Below are 18754 nucleotides of genomic sequence, written 5' to 3'. Positions count from 1 at the left end.
ATTTGTAATCTTTCTATTTTTATTGGCTTAAGTTCTTCTTCGTAAAACTCCTTGAAAATATCCGTATCCTTTAATTTTGTGTAAAGTTCCAACATCTTCTTTATATCCTCTAAATCAACGGAATATTCGTTCACCTTCATGTGTATCACTCCTTTATATAATTATAAATCAGAAAGAAAAACCCGTACACACTGAATATGTACGGGTTTAACTTGCTTTCTCATTATCATTTTTATCTTCATTTTTACGTTCTTTTTCATCTTCTAGTTTTATTTCTTGTGCCAATTCAAGGAGGGCTTTTGCTGCTTTACGAGCATCAAACTTTCCAATTTCTTTGTATTTAAAATTCATGATGCCTCTCACCTCTGCCGATATGATATGCGAGACGTTTTGTCTGTGTTCTATGTCCCTATCGTTTTTTTATCGAGAGAATGAAAAGTGTAAATCAAAAACTAAAAAAAATAAAAAAGCCTCCCTAAAGGGAAGCTTCTTCATAGCCTTTTATTATGTAGCTTTATTTTATTAAATCGCCTTGCTTAACTAATTGTGCTAAGATTTCTTCACCGAAGTTATTTGAAACGAATTCTTTCTCGGATGCTAAATCTAAAACTCCAGTAGCTTTACCAACAGTACCACCCTGAGTAGACCAGAAGTAGTTATGATCAAGTACGATTTGGCTGTAGTCTCCTTTAACCCACCTTTCAGCAATTGCTAAAAGCTCTGCTTTCTTTTCAAAGTTACTGTTATTTAAGATGTCTCGTACTTTCTCTGCATTCTTTCTAGACATTGGGATAACTCCCCATTTCTTTTGAGCGATTACTTTTTGGTGACTCATATGGTGCATTGCTGTAAGAACCTCTTCTTCGCTAGAACTTTCAGTAATAGGAAGATTCATGAAAACACCATCAATTTGGGCGGTGATTGATTCTTCTTCCTCCTTCGGAGCTTCTTTATATTTGCTCGTTTCTACTTCAGCACTTGTTTTCTTGTCTGCGGATTTGGTTGCAAAATGTATTAGTCCGAGAGTTATGCCAATTGTAAGAACAACTAACCCTACGATTGATCCTAACCAAATAAATATTTTCTTTTTCATACTCACTTCTCCTTTTAAATTTTAATATATCGCTATGATTATATTATATCAAAAATTCCTTTTTATGGAAATTAAATTTTAGATTTCCTTTTCAAACCATTAGTACGTATTCTTCAACATTCAAACTTTTATAAGAGTTTATTTACATTTATATGTAATAAAAAAATCACCTCGATTTTCTAATATCGAGGTGATAAAAATAAATAATAAAATTGATATTTTATTAACTACTGTTTTTTTGACAAGAGTTTCTGACTTCTATATAAAGATCTCCCTCTCTTAAATACAGAGAATTCCTCAGGATATTTATCAATTCCGGTCGTTAAAATAATTTGGTAATTATTTTTTTCTGGCTCTTCTTCCGCAGTTGTAAACTTCTCCATTGATTTTTCTAAATTATCTTTATCTATCCCTAAATTTTCAGGGGTATCTATTAATAAAAACCTTGGAAAAGGAACCTTTGAATTATTTATTGACATTTTTAATAATGTTAGAAAATACATTAGTCTAATAGGAACATCAACACTTGCCTCTTTATATTCTCCTTCATTTATAATTGGCATGTAATTTTCTTCATCTATTCTAGCCTTATAAATATCTTCCTTTATATCTACTAATAAACTATTATAAATCTCATTAAATTTTTCGATTTGAATCTTTATTTCCTTTTGTGCATCGTTTTCTTTCTTTATTAACTTAGCGCTTGTTGCTGCTATCGAATTGTTTACTGCTATAAGCAACTTACTAATATCATCAAAATTCTTCTTTACTTTATAGTTTTGTTGCAAGGATGTAATCTCTTCCTTAAGCTTGAATTTTTTCTGCTGTACCTCTTTTATAACAGCAACATTTGTATTTCTCTCAGCATCTTTTTTACTTTCATTAATCAGCTTCAACTTATTTTGTTTTTGTTTTTTAAGGTTCTCAAGCTCTTCATGAAGTATAGAAAATTCATCATCACATGATTGGATTGCAATATCTAAGGTTTCAACAGATTTTTGCTTTGATTTTAGTATAGTTAGATATTCATCAGTGGAATAAAAAAATTTTTCATATTCATTTTCGGATACTTCTCTTCCACATATACAGTGTCCCTCTGCTCTTGTGACTTTATTTACACAATAAGGGCATGTATCTGGTGAAAACAGATTTAGTTCTTCATGAGTTAGAATAATTTTCTTTATTTGTGTAACTTCCAACATAGTATTTTCTTTTAATATTTTTATATTATGTATTTCTTTATACAACCTATTTATTTTATTTAAGGCATTTTCGATTTTAAGTTCTATTTCGATTAATTCCTTTTTGTAGTTTCTTACTTTAGAGATACTTTCAGAAGGATTTTCATCTACCTTAAGCAAATTCCCTTCATAAATTTCCAATCTTTGGAGTTGTAATTTTTTTTCATCTATTAAACTTTTTATTTCTTCTAAAGTTTCATTACGTAATTCCCCATAACCAAATTCCTTAGCAATATCAACAAATCCGTCTTCTCTCGCTTTTAATTTGCTCTTAGTTCTTTTATCCTTATTGAGCTTCCCAATTAATCGATAATACTCAGAAAACTCATGACCCATTAGCATTTGAAATATAACTTTCCTCATAAATTCTGAGTCCGAAACAAAATTACCATCATTTCTTGCTTCTTTATAAATTTTTTCAGGAACAGTCTTTTGATCATAATAAATTAATCTAAATAAATCAGAAAAATTCAACTTAGACTGAGCTGTTCCTTGAAAAAACTCGACAACTGGAATACCTAATTTTTCGAGCAACCAATCAGAAAAAATTTTAATATCATTTTGCGGTCTGTGAATTAAATAGTCCTGTATCTCTCCATCTTCTTCTACAAAAATTCGATTATCATTAAAAAATCTTTTTAATTTATATTTTTTGTCATCAATCGAAACAGTTGTTAAGACATAATTATTTTTATCATTAACAATTTCATTATGTTTCTTGCTTTCTCTTTTATCGAACTCTCTTACATAATTACCAAGAGAGAAACTTAGTAAATTAGAAAAAGTACTCTTTCCAGTTCCATTTTCACCTTCTATAATATTTATACCATTCTCAAATAATGGTGATTCGTAATAATAATTATCACCTTCATAAAAAACTCGCTCCACCTTTAAATATCCCATACAATCACTCCTTTCTCCTTGAAAAGTTTTGCAATTAAACTTTCTAGGCTTATTACCGTTAGTCTTTGATAGTACGATTTAAAAAGAGCGATGTTTTTAGACTCAACTGTAAATATTTCTGAGTTCAAAAAATCACTTGAAATCGAATTTGGAACTAACTGTACGTCTATGCTTTTTCTAGTTTTATTCTTCTCCATTTTTATATAACCTTTTTTTTCAAGAGTGAATAGAATAGATTTTAGTATCGGCTCACGCAATCTAGCATTTATATATATATCCTCTAGCATCTTTATTTCCTCTTCCTTTAAAGAAACTTCTTTAGTAACGATCTTTAAAAGAGTATTTTCGGCTATAAAAGGTAAAATGTATATTAATTTTCTATAATCATAAAAATTCGATTTACCTTCATAACAATTTAAATGATCTAATATTAACAATGAATTATACGTAATAAAATAATAATCGCTGTCCTTAGTAAACATTATTCTTTTCTTTATTTGCTCGTTATATGTTCCCATCGTAAAAACCTTTCTCATCAAAAGATAAAAAACAGCTATCTATTAACTCTAAAATGACTTTTTGTATAGCATCATCACTCTGAATAACGTATGAATAATCTTTAGATTTATCTTCTAAGTGCTTCTTTGATACCTCAAATAACTCTTCAAGCCAACCATCCACATCAACCGGAAGTTCTTTATCAAGTAATTCATTTAATCTTTTTTGACACGCCTCAAAAATCCTATATCTATATGATCCTTGTTCTTGGTCAGATAGCTGCTGGAATTCTTCTTTAATAGATGCAATGTCTCTTGCTTTCAAACCTATTTTCCTTTTTTTATAGTCTTTATCTACATCGAAAATTTTATCTTTTAATCCCCTATTATCGGTAGGTGGTTCTAAATTTTCCCATACACTATAAACCGGATCACTGTCTTTTTTCACTATATCCTTAGCTATTCTGAGTAAGATGTTTTCCACATGAGCTGATGTTACATGTTTGGACATAGCATCATTAAATTTTTCATTAGCTCCAAATTTATTTTCTAGTAAATTGATAATAAGATCTTCATTCCCCAAAACATCAATATTAGTTAAAAATGACCTTTTTTCCAATTTATCTATTAACGCTACTTCTAATTCTTTTTCATCATACTGGCCAAATTGCCAACTTATTCTCGAAAAAAAACTGACCCATTTTGCATATTCGAACTCTTTAATTACTCCTAAATAGCCATTTTCCTCTTTATTTTTATATTGTTCTTCATATTCATATAACAGTCGTTTCTTTATACACTCTATTACTTCCTTATTAAATTCATATGCTATTAAATAGTCTAATATCGGCTTTTCTGGTAACTCTATTCCTAATTTTTTTATTGTTGGAGTATTATCTTTTTCGTATGTATACTGGATATTTGTATAAAAACAATAGTATAGAGTATCACTCATATCACAATTCAACCAATTATCTAAGAAGATTATCAAACTATTTGTTACCTCTCTAGACATAAACGAAAACTTTTTCGAGTTATCGTAATTTTTGTCCCCTTCTGTATATGTAATTATTCCATCAGGAGAAACTTTTTTTATATAAACATCATCAAGATATTCTGTAGAAGCAAATACAGAAATTCTATCATCATTCTTTTCCATTTGGTCGAATAGCAAGCTTATCGCTCTCAATCTTTGTAGTCTAAATCCTTTTGTTTTATCTCCTGCATCTCTATTAATGGTCTTTGCCATAAGAAAAATTCCCCTTAATCTATATACTCATAATTATTATACAAAAAAAACCAATAAATTTATATAATTTTACATATTATCTAAACACCCTTTTTCATTCTAAAGCGTTATTACATTCTTAGAGAGATAAACAATTTAAAATGTTACTTGTAGAAATCAAATACAAATATGAGGTTATTTACAATAAATGGTGGTATGATAGAAGGAGGGGTGAGATTATGGATCTTAAAAGCAATGCGGAGATGTTCAGAGAGTTCAAAGCATTAAACGATGATGAAAAACTTATGGTATTCATGAATATTATGCTTCATCTTGATTTACAAAAGAGTCCACTAATTAAAGAAGTTTACGAGTTCATGGAAGCAGTTAAGACTGCTCAAAAATAAAGTTCATTCATCAGAATGAGCTTTATTTTATTTCAACGGAGTCTGAGAGTTTTCTTTAATGTCAGAGACCTAACGTCTACTAGATGATAAAGAAGGTATAAGCTTTCATAAAAAAGAAATAATATCGGTGAGGCTATTTAAAATTGAACTAAGAGGGAGAAGATGAATATGTCTGATAAAAAGCAAAATGATTCAAAAGAAGGATTAGCCCTTCCAGAAACCCCAAGTCTAGATGAGCCAAGCAATCGAGAGGAATTTGGTGAAGGTGTTACGGTTCACATAAGACCTTATCCAGGCATGGCAGTCGGAGATAAAGTTACACTTGAATGGCGTGACACTCAATCGTTGGGAGAAGATGAAAAAAAAGATAAAGAATAAAAAATAATTCGAAGGGTTATTCGTACAGAATAATCTTTTTTATTTCAACGGAGTTTGGGCCAATTGGTACCTTGTGTGTGAGTGTACTCTCCCTCGTTATTACATGATATTTTTCGTTTTTTTCTAAAGGGGTAGGCGGTATCTTCCAAACTTTTTTAGCCGCACACTTTTTTGTTTTTTTCATCGACTTTTTTTCGGAGAACTTTTCGGAGTTTTGTTTTTGCATTTCCTTCATTAGTTTGAGCAACATTTTCACTCACCTTTTCATCCTCATTAATCAACACACATTAATGCATCATCATCGTAGTTGCATCTGCTGTTGTTGTTGCTTCATCTACTGTAGTTACTGCTTCTTATTGCTGCTCACATCATCCTCTATTAATGCTGATTGATACTGCTTTACTTACTGATGTTATAACTGTTGTAACTACGTATGTGTATGCTGTTGTTAATGCTGTTCACACTGCATATCATTCTGCTTATCTATCAGCATACATATCTGTTATAACTGCTGATTATATTCTGTTTATATCTGCATTTGTATCTGCTATTAATCTGCTAATACCTTCTGATAGAGATGTATATACATAACGTTATATATAACCCCTCACATTCGCATTTAATGCTGTACCCTATAGATGTATATACAGCACCTCTCATAAGCACCTTATCCGCATATATAAGATAGTGCTTATCTCACCTCTTTAAGTATTACTTTCATTTTGTGGATATAGGTTATTACGAATAACACTAAATGATACTGGTTCTAACTGTTGTGATATTAGTACTTTGTTTACTGCTTTATGTAAATCCGTTTTACTTCCCACCTTTTCTTTTAAGTAGTGAGTAGCTATACGTGCAACCAATAGCCTATAATCATTTTCACGAAGTATACCTCTAAATTTTATTACTGATTCTATTTCTTTCATTTGTATGATTCCACCTCTCATTCAATAGTGCTTAAAATAAAAAAAGAAGGACCGGCGAATGCCGATCCTTTGAATAAATAATCTACTGTTGTTCGAATAATTTAAGCAACAACTAATTTAGCGATAGCTTGTGGATTATAGACTGCTCCATCCATATAACTATCCAACACGAAAGTAGTTGTTCCTGCCAGAGCATTTTCAGTATCAATTGTTCGTTGTAATCTTGCAGCCTGTTTAATCATTATTGCATAAGCATGATAAAAGTTTGCGAAAATTACTGGTGTCGATTCAGGTAAAACGTCAGTAATATAAATTGCTTTACCAAATAACGTTCTTGTAGGTCTTCCATTTACTACTCCATTTTGTACATAAGAGTGACCTAACGCATCTTTTAATTTAGCAATTTGGTTATATGTTTTACGTGCCATAACAAATGCTGCATTTCCATCTGCATAATCGTAAGGGATACTATTATGCAAATCCATTAGTTCATCAATTTCAACTTTCTTTACCTTCACAGTTGGAACAAGTGTATCGTTTACTATACCATTAAATTCATTTCCACCGGTACCAACTAAAATTGATTTTTCAATCGCTTTTATTAATTTACGTGATAATAGGTCTGCAATATAATCTGATGTTGAAATTGCAGTATCCTTTAATAACTGATTAGAAGCTCGGATAGCCGCCCCAGCTCTCTTCTGTTCTAATTTAACAGTTTCAAAATCCATAGCTAATTGTTTTAAATTAATTCCTTCACCAACAAAACCTGCATCATCTAAGCTGTCTTCCCTTGCAATCGTTAACGTACCTGCAACTGATGGAAATTTACGAGCCATTTCAAAAATAGGAGAACGCTCTTCCACTTTCTTAATTACTTGATTGTGAACAGATTCAGGAATTACGGCCCCACCAGCTGTTCCCGTTGTATTAAATCTTACCTCACTATTTCGATTTTCAGCTATTTCTTGTCCATTTTGTTTTCCTAAAACAAAGGACTCAAATTGTTCTAGTCCTAATTGTTCTTGTGTTCGTTCCTCAATACCATATTTAACTATCGTCTTTTCCATTTCTCTCTTCTCCTTTAGTTGATTGTTTGTTTTAACTTCTTTCGGGATTTCAACATCTTTAACAAGATCGATGCCTCGAGCTGCGATTGTTGATTGAGAATACGCAGGATTTTTCACAACCGATACCTCAAATAATTCCATTTCTTCAATTGTTCGTTCATAAAGATTAGATTCAAGTGATCTCCAACTGTCTTTAATAGTACGGAAACCAAATGACATGTTTCTGAGAATGCCAGAATTGATTAATTCGTAATAATCTTTTCCCCATGATGTAGGAGTAATTGTAGCTTCCATATAAAGGCCTTGATTATCTTCTGTTAATCGTAAAGAACCGTTGCGAGTCGAAGCTAAAATTAAGTCGCCCTTGTGTTCAGCAAGGAAATCAATATCTTTTTGTGCCGATTGAATCGCACGAGAGAAAGCTCCTTTAGAAATCTTCTCAACAAATCGTTTTGTAACTCCTAATACATTACTTAGTTGGCCAGTTTTATTAACATAACCGGAAACTGTCATTGTTCCATCTGTATTTGTATGTAAATCAGAGACTGCAACACGAAGTTCCATTTTCATTGTTTATTACTTCCTTTCAAGTTCTTAACACTGCTTTTAAAAGCAGTGAATTGTAAAAAATAAAATAGACGATACCGAAGTATCGCCTAAATATTTAAACTAAAATTACTAAATAAAACACTCAAAAGGATGCTTTCAAATGCTTTATCTAATAATCTTTTATTTAATTTTAAGGAAGCGAGATCCAACAAACTTTTAAAATTCGAATTAAGGAACTTTAAAAGCTTAATGGATCTCTAATTGAACTACTTGCATACGTAACAATGATTCTTCCTAACTTGCATTAAAAAGGAGGTTAATATGGAAATTAAAGAGTTGTATAAGTAAGCTTTATTACTTATACGACTCTCTATTTATAATATAAACAAGTAGCGATTTTTAGACAGTTTTTCTCACATTTATGAAACTTTTTATCTCTCTAATATTAATATATGTTTCCGACATTTTTTGTACGACTTCCCTTCATTTCCTTCCATTTTTCTTTTATTCTTTTCACTTCTTCATTGTCTTCATTTTGAATAGGCTTCAAAGTTATATGTCTAACTTGATTTGGAACTTTAAGAGGCTTAGTAATTTGAACTCTTTCTCCAAAGCCATGACGATCTACTTCAACAAACATTTTAAATACCTCCTAGATTTCAAAATTTATCCACCTTTTCAATAATCGTCGCATTCTTGCAGATGGAATATAGCAATACATTTGTTCATTATTTCTGATGCATCCTCTAAATAAGAATTGGATTAAATCTGATATTGCTAACAACTCTTCATCGACTTCAACTTCTCTGTATGAAAAGAATTGATATTCATTTGGATTCATGAATCTATTTAGAAGAAATGCAGTTGCTTTTCTATCAGCATAATCATTTGTTGCTCTAGTATTAAAGGGAACGAAATTATCTTTTGAACGATCATCCTTTTTATTTAACTTACATTTCACATTTTTTAAAGACGCAGCATGCCCTTTAAATGATGTCCAAAATAGCTCATCATTAGAAACAGGATTTTGAGTTCTGAAAATAGAAACTAAGTTTTTCTTTATCTGTTCAACCTGTTTAACATCAGCTTTGTCATACCAATTTTTAGACAAAGCTTTTTCAGGATTGTTCCTCTTATTCAAGTAATTTGAGTTCATCGAGCTCTTTCTTCCAGTAGAAGACTGGTAGTCTTCATAGATAGTTAGCAGACTGCCAATTAAACTTCTTGGTTCCTGAGTTCTATCATATGTTACTAGCTCATATTTCATTTCATCATTTTTTCGAACAGAATATTTCTCATAACTAATATTTTTCATTTCGTAATAGTACTTCTGAATTTGACCATCGAATAAATAAGTTAGTATATATACATCTTTAAATGACTTAAAGTTACTTACAGGCATGGTCCAAAAAATGATTGAATTATTATGGAGAAACAGATTTTTCTTTAGACTAAGTATTTTTATATCACTGAATTTCTTTCCTTGATAAAGAGGGTCTAACCAGGTGATTTGCCCGTCTTCCTCAATTTTAATAAGATTCGAATCAATCATTACTCTAATGTCATCTTTATCAACATCACTAACTGTATCAAGAACGTTTGCTACTTCATCCATAATAAGAACGTATCCTTCTTTTTTTATATTGAATAAAGTTTCTTCATCAAGCCTAGCAAATAATTCATGAGTCATAACAATATTTACTGCTTCTTCAACAAGAGCTTTAACATGATTTATTTTCTTTCCGTTTCCAGATTTAATATTCGGTTCAAAGAATTCTTTAATAGTCTGATTTTTAATTCTCTCAACTTCTGTCAAAAATGGTGTAACATATATAAACAACTTATCCATATGTTCATTCATATATTGAATTGCATAACTTGTTTTGCCTGCTCCACAAATAGCATCAATAACTTTAACAGTCATTTTTCATTCCTCCGTTTGGTTAATTTCCTTATGTTATATTTCTATCTGCTATAACCAAAACGTAAATGGAATGAAGGGACTTTTTAAAAGTTATTTTCCCAGCATCACTACTGACGTATGTCTTTTTTCTCGAACCTAAAAGGTTCTCGAAGAAATGATTTTTTATATTATTCTTTTTTACGAAAAAGTCCCGAAAGTATTGCGGTTGATACATTTCCAACGAGTTTTTGCACACTTTTTATGCAATTACTTTGGACAATCGAAGATTGGACAAAAAGAACATTACGATAGTCTAGCTGCTAAAAATTTATAATGATACATCTTTGTATATAAAATGAGAATTTCATTTCATGAAATACAACTGGTAAATTATAATTATTTGCTATTATAATAAAACGTAGTATGAAATAATAAGTTTTTAAAAGGATGATTCAAATGATAGTTACAAATGATTTTCAATGTAATGTTTGTAATAGTATTACTCGTATACAAGTTCAGCTTGGTTGGTTAAATCGCTATCCAGTAAGAATCAAATGTGGTAATTGTGGTATTTCAATATTCGGCAACGTATATTTAGATCAACAAAATGCAGGATTTTCTATAAAATTAAAAAATGTAATACCTTTAGAGAGCATTGGAAAACCCGATTATCTAATTGAAGTTTCTGGAGAGCTCTTGACTGAAAAAATGCGTCCATATACAGAAGATATGGATACTTTTTGCTCTCCTTTTTTCAAAAATGGTATATTCCCCATGGGAGGAAATATTGATAATTTCAAACAAAACACCATTGATTTTCTAGATAAAATTGAACATACTTGGCCCACTTTGAGACGAATTAATGAACTATGGTTTAATGGCAATCATACATACTTACCTAAAGAAATTCATAAATTATTAAATAAAACAAAATTCCCTGCAGATAATGAGCTAGAATTATTAAGAGCAGTTCATTTTTTAAATTTAATATTCACCAAAAATTTTGCAGACAATTATTTCAAAGGGATTTCTGACCATATTTTCAAAGAGTTGGATAACATTAGTGCAAAAAATCAATTATTTTTGATAGCACAACACTTTGAAAGTCATTTAGCTGATTATGAACGTAAGCTATTCGGTATTATCAATAAGTTTATTGATAAATTCCACATGTTTATTCCTATTTATGGATTAGACTTTTATTCAGAAAAAAATCACAAAGAAGAAGTAATCAAAAAATTAGGATTAACAACTGTTGATTTTGAAGATATTAAAGATTTCTACATAGATACCTTTGAAGATATAGGCGATATTTTAAATTTAATAGTTGCATATAATAATTTAAAGCATCGAGCAGATTTTAAAAAAATGAAAGAAAATGTAAACAAAGATATTTTAGATATTGAAGCTTATAGTAAAATGCGCAATAAAGGGCGAAAGTTAGAATTTATTAATGGTGAAGAAAGCTTCGATAGAATTTTCGTTTCTAAAGTTGATAATAGAATACGTAATGCAATAGGACATAGAAGTTATACTTATGATGTTATCACTCAAAAATTAACCTATTATCCTTCTGGCGATCAAAAAAAGGGAACTCCTGAAAATATATATTTAACAGAGTTTGTTCTTGAATGTTTTGAATTAATGCGATCATGCATTGGACTGGCAGAGATTGTTTATCAAACTCGTAAATTTTTTTATGCCAACCAAGGTGTTAAACCTAGAGCTTTTCAGGATTACTTTCCTTCGTCTATGAAAAAAAATATTAACAAAGATCGAGCTAAAAACCAAAAACATTCTAATAAAAATAAAAAGAAAATATCAAGAAAATCTCGTCAAAATAATAGAAAAAGATAAAGTAAAAGGACCTAAATGGTCCTTTTATTTTTAATTATAAAATAAAGATTTTATATACCAAACAGCCTTTGATTAATTTCCGTACCACGTTTAAATACCTCTCTTAGAAGGATTTCAGTATATTTATCGCTTTCTTTTTCATCATAGAATCTATCATAAGATTGTAAATTTATCTTAGCAAATTCACCTTCACTTAGATTTTTCCTTTCTTTCAATTCATCAATTTTCCCTCTTAAATAAACTTGAAAATCGGCGTCAGTACCCGTATTTTCTTCGAGGCGCAGATAAAATGTTAGTGCCTCCATATTGTTTTCAATCGGTTTTAACGTCCAATCGCTCATCAATTCTAATAAGACTGATGTATTCATAGGCCTACAGCACACTCGATTGTCGATAAGGATTTGAGAATCAGATTCAATCATTCTCTCCGCTATTTCCTCACCAAACTTCTTTTCCAATTGGAGGAACTCCTGTGCTTGTTCAGGTTCGCAACCATATTCCATCACAACATCAACCACTTCTGTCCCATATAAACTCTCCATACTTTTAATTTTCTCTTGATATTCTCGCACCTTTTTTATTTCCTCTAATATATACTCGGGGCTATAAGGATCAATTCCATTCTGATATAAACCAAGATCCTCAAGCTCTGCATTAATTACTTCATCATATTCATCGTTATCAATCATTTCATTGATTCGGCGCTTTAAGTCAGCAATTTCACGTTCAAATTTATTCTTCATTTATAAAACCTCCAATATTGTTTTTGTTTACATTACTCTTATATCTCGAACATATGTTCTTTAAAGTGGTAAATGTGACAGATTTGTGAACAAATAAAAAAAGACCTGAATGAATTCAGGTCAATAATCTTCATCTAACGTTTCATAATGTCCGCTTTTGTTGAAATATAAATCATACATCTTATCAAGTAATTTCCAACGTTCACCGTTCTCCATTTCTTCGATGAGCCTTAAAATGTCCTCTGCACTCATGCTCTAACCTCCATATTTAACCTATTAAACCTACATAAAAATTCAACAGTCAGCCTCTTAAAGCCTTCTAAAAGCCATTCTGAAGCCCTATTTTATAGCCATTCAATTTCTATTGTAGCGTCTTCTTTTGGTCTTGTTGTGTCATGATTCGCTTCTGTATTACTACTGAACCATATCTTCTTTATAAATTTCTTCAAAAACGTATTACATGATTCTGCTTTAAGCTCTTCTAATTTATCTAATTTTTTAATAGCATCTTGTAATCTAGCTTGTTCCTCATCTGTATTAGATAAATTCTCGAGTTTAATATCAATGAGCTCCATCTGTTGATTAACTTGTTTGATTTGTTCTTCGTTTTCATCACGCATTTCATAAAACTCAGCTTTCGAAATTTCTCCATCCATCCGCATTTCTTTAAGATTCCGTTGACGTTTATTAAATCTGTTTATTTGTTTCTCTAAAGACTCCCTTTGAATTGATAGTTTCTTTTCTACCTCTGTCGTATCAAGTGATTTCAACATTCGCAACTCTTGTTCAAAAGCTGGTTTCTTCTCTTTAACCTTTTGTAATACAAATTGCTCAATTGGCTCATATTTGTATCCACGATCTCTACATTTATTATTATCAACTTTATAGATACATGATTTTATATAATCAACGCCATTTCCGTCGCATTGTATGTATCTTTTCCTTTTACAGCAATTACAGTAAATTAGATTTTGAAGCTTTCTTGTCGCTTTTAACTTATTAAAGAAATTCCCCGTCGTATTTTCCTCCAATATTTTTTGGACTTCTAAAAACATTTGCTTACTTACAATTGGTTCATGAGCATCTTCAACAAACACTTCATCAACGACTCTACCATTTACTTTCCTACCTGCTTTTACAACTCCATAATAAACAACATTTCTTCTCATATTTGAAATGTGCGTCGAAGTTAAAACTTTACCTTGTCTACTTCTCCATCCTAGTATATCTAGCTGTTTTGCAATTTCATTTGCACTAACTCGTTCTAATGTCTTTTGAAAAATAAATCGAATTATTTTAGCTTCCTCTTCAACTACTTCTAAACGTTTTTCTTCGTTCTTTTTATAACCTAGTGGAACTCTGTTGCTCATTGTCCATTTCCCTTGCTCGGCTGCTGCTAATCGTCCCCTTCCCAATCTTTTACGAATTTGTTTATATTCAAAGTTCGCCATCATTGCTTGGAAGGAGAAAAGCATTTCATTACTTTCCTGTGATAAATCAATTGCACCTTGAGGAGTCAAAATCTTAATATCGTGGATAATCAACATCTTCTTAATTTCTTCAGCATGAGCGTTATCACGTGAAATTCTGTCTATATCCATTACAAGGAGAGCGTCATAATCATCTAATCTGCTTAACAATAAATTTAATTCCGGTCGTTCCGTATTAACTCCACTTGAGATTTCTTGATAGATGTCATAAGTCAACTTTTGCTGTTTTGCAAGCTTAGTTAAGGCGTTTCGATGATTCAATAAAATCTCATCTATGTTTAATTGTTCTTCGTTCCTCGATAAACGTAAGTATATTGCCGCTAACCCCATTTGCTTCACCTCTTAATATATGTATTAGGAATGATAACATAATATCCATCGAGTAAAAATAGAAAATTAACATTTGTGATTTTCCCAACGGTTCCATATAGCGTAATCACGACTATGTCCCCTACGTTGTATTTAGGTTGTTTTTTTCTTGCCATCTCTATCTCTCCTTTTTTTGACGTCGTGATTTTGATATCAGTATATGCAACCTACATAAAAACGCTTATCACAGAAGCTTATATTCATAAATTTTTTCAATAAAAATTATAATCTTATAAAATTTACGTTACACTCAAAAAAAAGCTAGTAACTAGACTAGCTTCAAATCAACAAATTTCGTATAAAAAAACATACAGAATACTTCACTTTAAACAAAGTAATGTATTCTGTATGTTTTCAAATAGTTTTTATCTATCTTGTATGTATAAATCCCAGGCTTCATCAAATATAGACATACTTTCTAGCATTCCGCTCAACTCTAAGTATGAACTAATTTCATCATAGTCTTCAGATTGCTTCGGAAAACTTAAATCATCATACATCGCCTCTGCTAAATCTGAAATTTCATTTCTAAATAAAGCTGCACGATGCTTCATCATATAATGGTAAAATGTTTTTTTCAAAAATATTCCCTACCTTTCTAACTTGGGTACATTATACAAGGCAAAAAAGAAAAAAACCAGCATAAAAGCTGGTTAAAAGTCGAAATAATTTCTTTTTAATAGACGTGGTCTTCCCATTAATTCTTCATATGTTAGTTGTTTTGGTAAATCTTTCGTATAAATTAAAAATAATTGATCTTCAATTTCTTTTACTGTATGGTCTGATTGATAGTCCATCCCGCACGAGGAACAAGAAATACATGGTGTCTTTTGGATTTCAATGGCTTTCGTACCATCTGGTAATTCCCAATATACAGTATTCAAGCTTTCTTTCGCTTCTGTACTGTCACACCACATACAATTCATACTGCATCACCCTCAGTTTTTTTGTCGTTTTCTTCTAATTTAGCCATTTGTGCTTGATATTTTTTATCTTTTAATTGATCGCGCTTATCACGTTTATCTTTTAAAGATGCATGAGTATCATTATCTTCATAGTCTTTACGACGGTTCATACGCTGTAAGTCGTCTGGAACGAGGTTAAATTTCTTATCGCTCATAAGACCTGCAATACCAACATCTGAACGTTTTTCTTCGTAGTTCGGATAAATCTCTTTAAAGTATCCTTCCGCTCTTCCTGGAATATAGCTCTCTGGCTCTGGATACGTCGTAATAACACCTTCAAAGTTACGAAGTACAACTTTATCTGCACTTTGTGAGATTAAATAGTTTGGTTGAAGTGCAATTTTACCGCCTCCACCTGGCGCATCAACAACGAATGTCGGAACAGCATAACCAGATGTGTGTCCACGTAAACCTTCAATAATTTCAAGACCTTTAGATACTGGTGCACGGAAATGACCGATACCTTCAGATAAATCACATTGATAAATGTAATATGGACGTACACGGATTTTTACTAAGTCATGCATAAGTTTTTTCATAATTGGAACGCTGTCGTTAATACCAGCTAAAATTACTGCTTGGTTTCCGACTGGAACACCAGCATTCGCTAACATTTCACATGCCTTTTTCGATTCTTCAGTAATTTCAATAGATGTATTGAAATGTGTATTTAACCATACTGGATGGTATTTTTTAATAATGTTACATAAATTTTCTGTAATACGTTGTGGGAATACTACTGGTGCTCTCGTTCCGATACGAATAATCTCAACATGCGGAATCTCTCGTAAATTTTTTAATACATATTCTAAAATTTTATCGTTAATTAGAAGTCCATCACCACCGGAGATTAATACATCTCGTACTTGTGGTGTTTCACTAATATAAGCAATCGCATCATCTAATTGTTTCTTCGGTACACCCATTCCAATTTGTCCACTAAAACGACGGCGTGTACAGTAACGACAATACATAGAACATTGATTTGTTACTAAGAATAGTACACGGTCCGGATAACGATGTGTTAGCCCTGGAACTGGTGAATCTTCATCTTCGTGAAGCGGATCTTCTAAATCATATTTTGTTTTATATAACTCTTCCGAAATCGGTACTGATTGCATCCGAATCGGACAGCGTGGATCATCAGGATTCATTAGCCAAGCATAGTACGGTGTAATGTTTAACGGGATCGTTTTCGTTGAAATTTTAACGCCCTCTTCTTCTTCAGGTGTTAAGTTAATTACTTTTCTTAAGTCATCTAACGTTTTGATCGTATTCGTTAATTGCCAAACCCAATCATTCCATTGCTCTTCAGTAACATCTTTCCATAACTCGATATCCTTCCAGTGACGATTTGGTTTGTATACATCATGTAACATTGCTATTCCCCCTTTTTATACGCTCATCCTTTATATAAGCAATAGTTATGCCAACTTTACATTGTTAATAAGTAAATGTGCGGAGAACCCTATTACATAAGCGAAAAAATATTTTTAAGCGTTGTATGAAATCAATACTTAACATCATATTCATTACTTTTTATATATGTAAACGCTCTTTTATTCGTGCAAACACACAAAAACCGCCGATTATTCGGCGGTTTTGTCGTACTTGCTCAGTTTATATTGAAGCGTTTGACGAGGGATACCTAACATTTTCGCGGCTTGTAATATATTCCCTTCCGTTTCAATCAACGCTTGATCTATTAATTCTTTTTCTGTTTGATGAAGTGCTTCTCTAAGTGGCATTATACCCTTCTTCTTCGAAAAATTCTCTTTCCGAAATGTACGTGGTAAACAATTGGCTGTTAATGTATTCCCTTCTGCAATAATAACAGCATGTTCAATCGTATGTTTTAACTCTCGGACATTTCCAGGCCACTGATAAGCTTGCAGTCTATCTTTCGCTTCCTCATCAATTTGAAGTACACCTTTTTTATAACTTTTATTATATTCTTTCAAAAAATAATATGCTAATAATAGTACATCCTCAGTTCTTTCACGAAGCGGTGGGATATATAATGAAAATACGTTTAAGCGATAATATAAATCAGTGCGAATTTTATTCTCTCGTAAACATATTTCTGGAGGCTGGTTCATTGCAGTAATAACACGAACATCTACTTTTCTCGTCTTATTATCACCAATTCTTCTAATGACTCCATCTTCTAACACTCGTAACATTTTTGCCTGCAAATCAAGAGGCATTGAATTCAGTTCATCTAAAAATAATGTACCACCATCAACAAGTTCAAATAGCCCAGCTCTTTCAATCGCTCCTGTATAGCTTCCTTTTGTCGTTCCAAACAATAAACTTTCTAATAGCGACTCTGGTAAAGCTGCACAGTTTTGTGCAATAAATGGCTTGTTTTTTCTTTTAGAAGCTTCATGAATTGCTTGTACGAACAGTTCTTTTCCTGTTCCTGTTTCACCATATATTAAAACATTTGCGTCTGTTGGTGCTACTTTTTGTGCTAACTCTTTCGTCTGTTTAAACCGCGTATCATTTGTCACTATCGTCTCAAATGCAGCATGCTTTTTAATCACTTTTTTTCTAGATGATCGCTTTATTTTCGACTGTAAGTCAACAATTGTGTCAGTAAGTTTTTGAATTGTAGAGTAATCCTTTGCAATTTCAACAGCCCCAGCAATATTCCCATCTATAAAAATAGGTAACGTCGTATTTACTGTACAAACATCTTCACCATTTAAATTTTGATAATGCTGTGCTTGATGTACGATAGGTTTTTTTGTATCTAGTACTTTCATCAATGTACTCGTTTCCCTTGATAAAGACGGGAACGCTTCTAACAGATGTTTCCCTAACACTTTTTCAATCTTCGATCCATCGTGTTTTGCAGCTACAGAATTATAAAATATTGTAATTCCATTCTCATCTACAGCGTGTATAGCCTCATCAATACTGCCCAAAATCGCTTCAATGACTTCTTGTGTCGAAACTGCTAGCAATGTCATCCCCCCTCTTGCCGAAAATCCAGCAATTACATGCCGAATTTTCGGCACACCTATGTGCGATTGTAAGCATGACGATTCCGTTCTATAATTTTGACCAATTTTATATTTTCATTAGATAACTCGAAACTCTAATTAGTACAGCTTTTCGAACACCCAG

At 31.6% G+C, this 18754-nt stretch carries 20 protein-coding genes; 3 read left to right on the top strand and 17 right to left on the bottom strand.

Translation table 11 applies throughout. From position 1 onward, the window contains the following. Positions 1-207: 207 nt before the first annotated feature. The 5 genes from ACTJJY_RS22055 to ACTJJY_RS22035 all read right to left on the bottom strand — a co-directional run bounded on the left by ACTJJY_RS22055 (position 208) and on the right by ACTJJY_RS22035 (position 4983). Positions 208-351 carry a hypothetical protein gene (locus ACTJJY_RS22055; protein WP_166704310.1) on the bottom strand — a complete coding sequence of 48 codons (144 nt, stop codon included), beginning with the start codon at positions 349-351 and terminating at the stop codon, positions 208-210. Positions 352-514: 163 nt separating this feature from the next. Then, positions 515-1093: a PRK06770 family protein gene (locus tag ACTJJY_RS22050; RefSeq protein WP_098251731.1), complete on the bottom strand. Its 579-nt coding sequence runs from the start codon at positions 1091-1093 to the stop codon at positions 515-517. A gap of 227 nt (positions 1094-1320) precedes the next feature. Then, positions 1321-3237: a hypothetical protein gene (locus ACTJJY_RS22045; protein ID WP_440605825.1), complete on the bottom strand. Its 1917-nt coding sequence runs from the start codon at positions 3235-3237 to the stop codon at positions 1321-1323. Beyond that, the gene (locus ACTJJY_RS22040; protein WP_440605824.1) at positions 3225-3755 is read right to left on the bottom strand and encodes a hypothetical protein; all 531 of its coding nucleotides are present in this window, start codon (positions 3753-3755) and stop codon (positions 3225-3227) included. The genes ACTJJY_RS22045 and ACTJJY_RS22040 overlap by 13 nt, the downstream gene beginning before the upstream one ends. Beyond that, on the bottom strand, positions 3742-4983 hold the full coding sequence (locus tag ACTJJY_RS22035) for a hypothetical protein (RefSeq protein WP_440605823.1): 1242 nt from the start codon (positions 4981-4983) through the stop codon (positions 3742-3744). Before ACTJJY_RS22035 ends, ACTJJY_RS22040 begins: the two co-directional genes overlap by 14 nt. A gap of 218 nt (positions 4984-5201) precedes the next feature. Between ACTJJY_RS22035 and ACTJJY_RS22030 the strand changes: the two genes are divergently transcribed. Further along, positions 5202-5369: a hypothetical protein gene (locus tag ACTJJY_RS22030; protein WP_215552357.1), complete on the top strand. Its 168-nt coding sequence runs from the start codon at positions 5202-5204 to the stop codon at positions 5367-5369. A gap of 168 nt (positions 5370-5537) precedes the next feature. Continuing rightward, positions 5538-5747 (top strand): hypothetical protein, encoded by a 210-nt coding sequence (locus ACTJJY_RS22025; protein ID WP_440605822.1) that lies wholly within the window; start codon positions 5538-5540, stop codon positions 5745-5747. A 155-nt stretch (positions 5748-5902) separates the two neighbouring features. On the opposite strand, the gene ACTJJY_RS22020 is transcribed toward ACTJJY_RS22025, so the two are convergent. The 5 genes from ACTJJY_RS22020 to ACTJJY_RS22000 form a co-directional block, all read right to left on the bottom strand. After that, entirely contained in the window at positions 5903-6028 is a 126-nt protein-coding gene (locus ACTJJY_RS22020; RefSeq protein ID WP_440605821.1) for a hypothetical protein, read from the bottom strand. A gap of 423 nt (positions 6029-6451) precedes the next feature. After that, positions 6452-6676, bottom strand: a complete 225-nt coding sequence (locus ACTJJY_RS22015) for a hypothetical protein (protein WP_440605820.1) — start codon at positions 6674-6676, stop codon at positions 6452-6454. A 101-nt stretch (positions 6677-6777) separates the two neighbouring features. Beyond that, complete coding sequence (locus tag ACTJJY_RS22010) at positions 6778-8316, bottom strand: phage major capsid protein (protein WP_440605819.1); 1539 nt, start codon at positions 8314-8316, stop codon at positions 6778-6780. Between the two features lie 424 nt (positions 8317-8740). After that, positions 8741-8935 carry a hypothetical protein gene (locus ACTJJY_RS22005; RefSeq protein ID WP_440605818.1) on the bottom strand — a complete coding sequence of 65 codons (195 nt, stop codon included), beginning with the start codon at positions 8933-8935 and terminating at the stop codon, positions 8741-8743. A 12-nt stretch (positions 8936-8947) separates the two neighbouring features. Then, on the bottom strand, positions 8948-10219 hold the full coding sequence (locus ACTJJY_RS22000) for a DEAD/DEAH box helicase family protein (protein WP_440605817.1): 1272 nt from the start codon (positions 10217-10219) through the stop codon (positions 8948-8950). 435 nt (positions 10220-10654) lie between these two features. Between ACTJJY_RS22000 and ACTJJY_RS21995 the strand changes: the two genes are divergently transcribed. Beyond that, positions 10655-12055 (top strand): metal-binding protein, encoded by a 1401-nt coding sequence (locus tag ACTJJY_RS21995; RefSeq protein ID WP_440605816.1) that lies wholly within the window; start codon positions 10655-10657, stop codon positions 12053-12055. A 50-nt stretch (positions 12056-12105) separates the two neighbouring features. Here ACTJJY_RS21995 and ACTJJY_RS21990 read toward each other — a convergent pair whose 3' ends face one another. The 7 genes from ACTJJY_RS21990 to rocR all read right to left on the bottom strand — a co-directional run bounded on the left by ACTJJY_RS21990 (position 12106) and on the right by rocR (position 18597). After that, complete coding sequence (locus tag ACTJJY_RS21990; protein WP_440605815.1) at positions 12106-12798, bottom strand: hypothetical protein; 693 nt, start codon at positions 12796-12798, stop codon at positions 12106-12108. A 120-nt stretch (positions 12799-12918) separates the two neighbouring features. Then, the gene (locus ACTJJY_RS21985) at positions 12919-13050 is read right to left on the bottom strand and encodes a hypothetical protein (RefSeq protein ID WP_440605814.1); all 132 of its coding nucleotides are present in this window, start codon (positions 13048-13050) and stop codon (positions 12919-12921) included. Between the two features lie 92 nt (positions 13051-13142). Then, complete coding sequence (locus ACTJJY_RS21980) at positions 13143-14618, bottom strand: recombinase family protein (protein WP_440605813.1); 1476 nt, start codon at positions 14616-14618, stop codon at positions 13143-13145. 404 nt (positions 14619-15022) lie between these two features. Then, positions 15023-15238, bottom strand: coding sequence for a YozE family protein (locus ACTJJY_RS21975; RefSeq protein ID WP_000750717.1), 216 nt, complete (start codon positions 15236-15238; stop codon positions 15023-15025). A 72-nt stretch (positions 15239-15310) separates the two neighbouring features. Beyond that, positions 15311-15583 (bottom strand): YokU family protein, encoded by a 273-nt coding sequence (locus tag ACTJJY_RS21970; protein WP_000995766.1) that lies wholly within the window; start codon positions 15581-15583, stop codon positions 15311-15313. Continuing rightward, complete coding sequence (gene ablA / locus ACTJJY_RS21965) at positions 15580-17001, bottom strand: lysine 2,3-aminomutase (RefSeq protein ID WP_000902145.1); 1422 nt, start codon at positions 16999-17001, stop codon at positions 15580-15582. The genes ACTJJY_RS21970 and ablA overlap by 4 nt, the downstream gene beginning before the upstream one ends. Positions 17002-17211: 210 nt before the next feature. Then, a complete protein-coding gene (rocR, locus tag ACTJJY_RS21960; RefSeq protein WP_440606536.1) occupies positions 17212-18597 on the bottom strand; it encodes an arginine utilization transcriptional regulator RocR in 1386 nt (461 codons plus the stop codon). Between the last annotated feature and the right edge of the window lie 157 nt (positions 18598-18754).

The sequence above is a fragment of the Bacillus sp. 22475 genome, assembly GCF_052044835.1.
Taxonomy (GTDB): Bacteria; Bacillota; Bacilli; order Bacillales; family Bacillaceae_G; genus Bacillus_A; species Bacillus_A cereus.
Note: the sequence above shows the minus strand (reverse complement) of the source record. Positions and strands in the feature narration are given on the sequence as shown.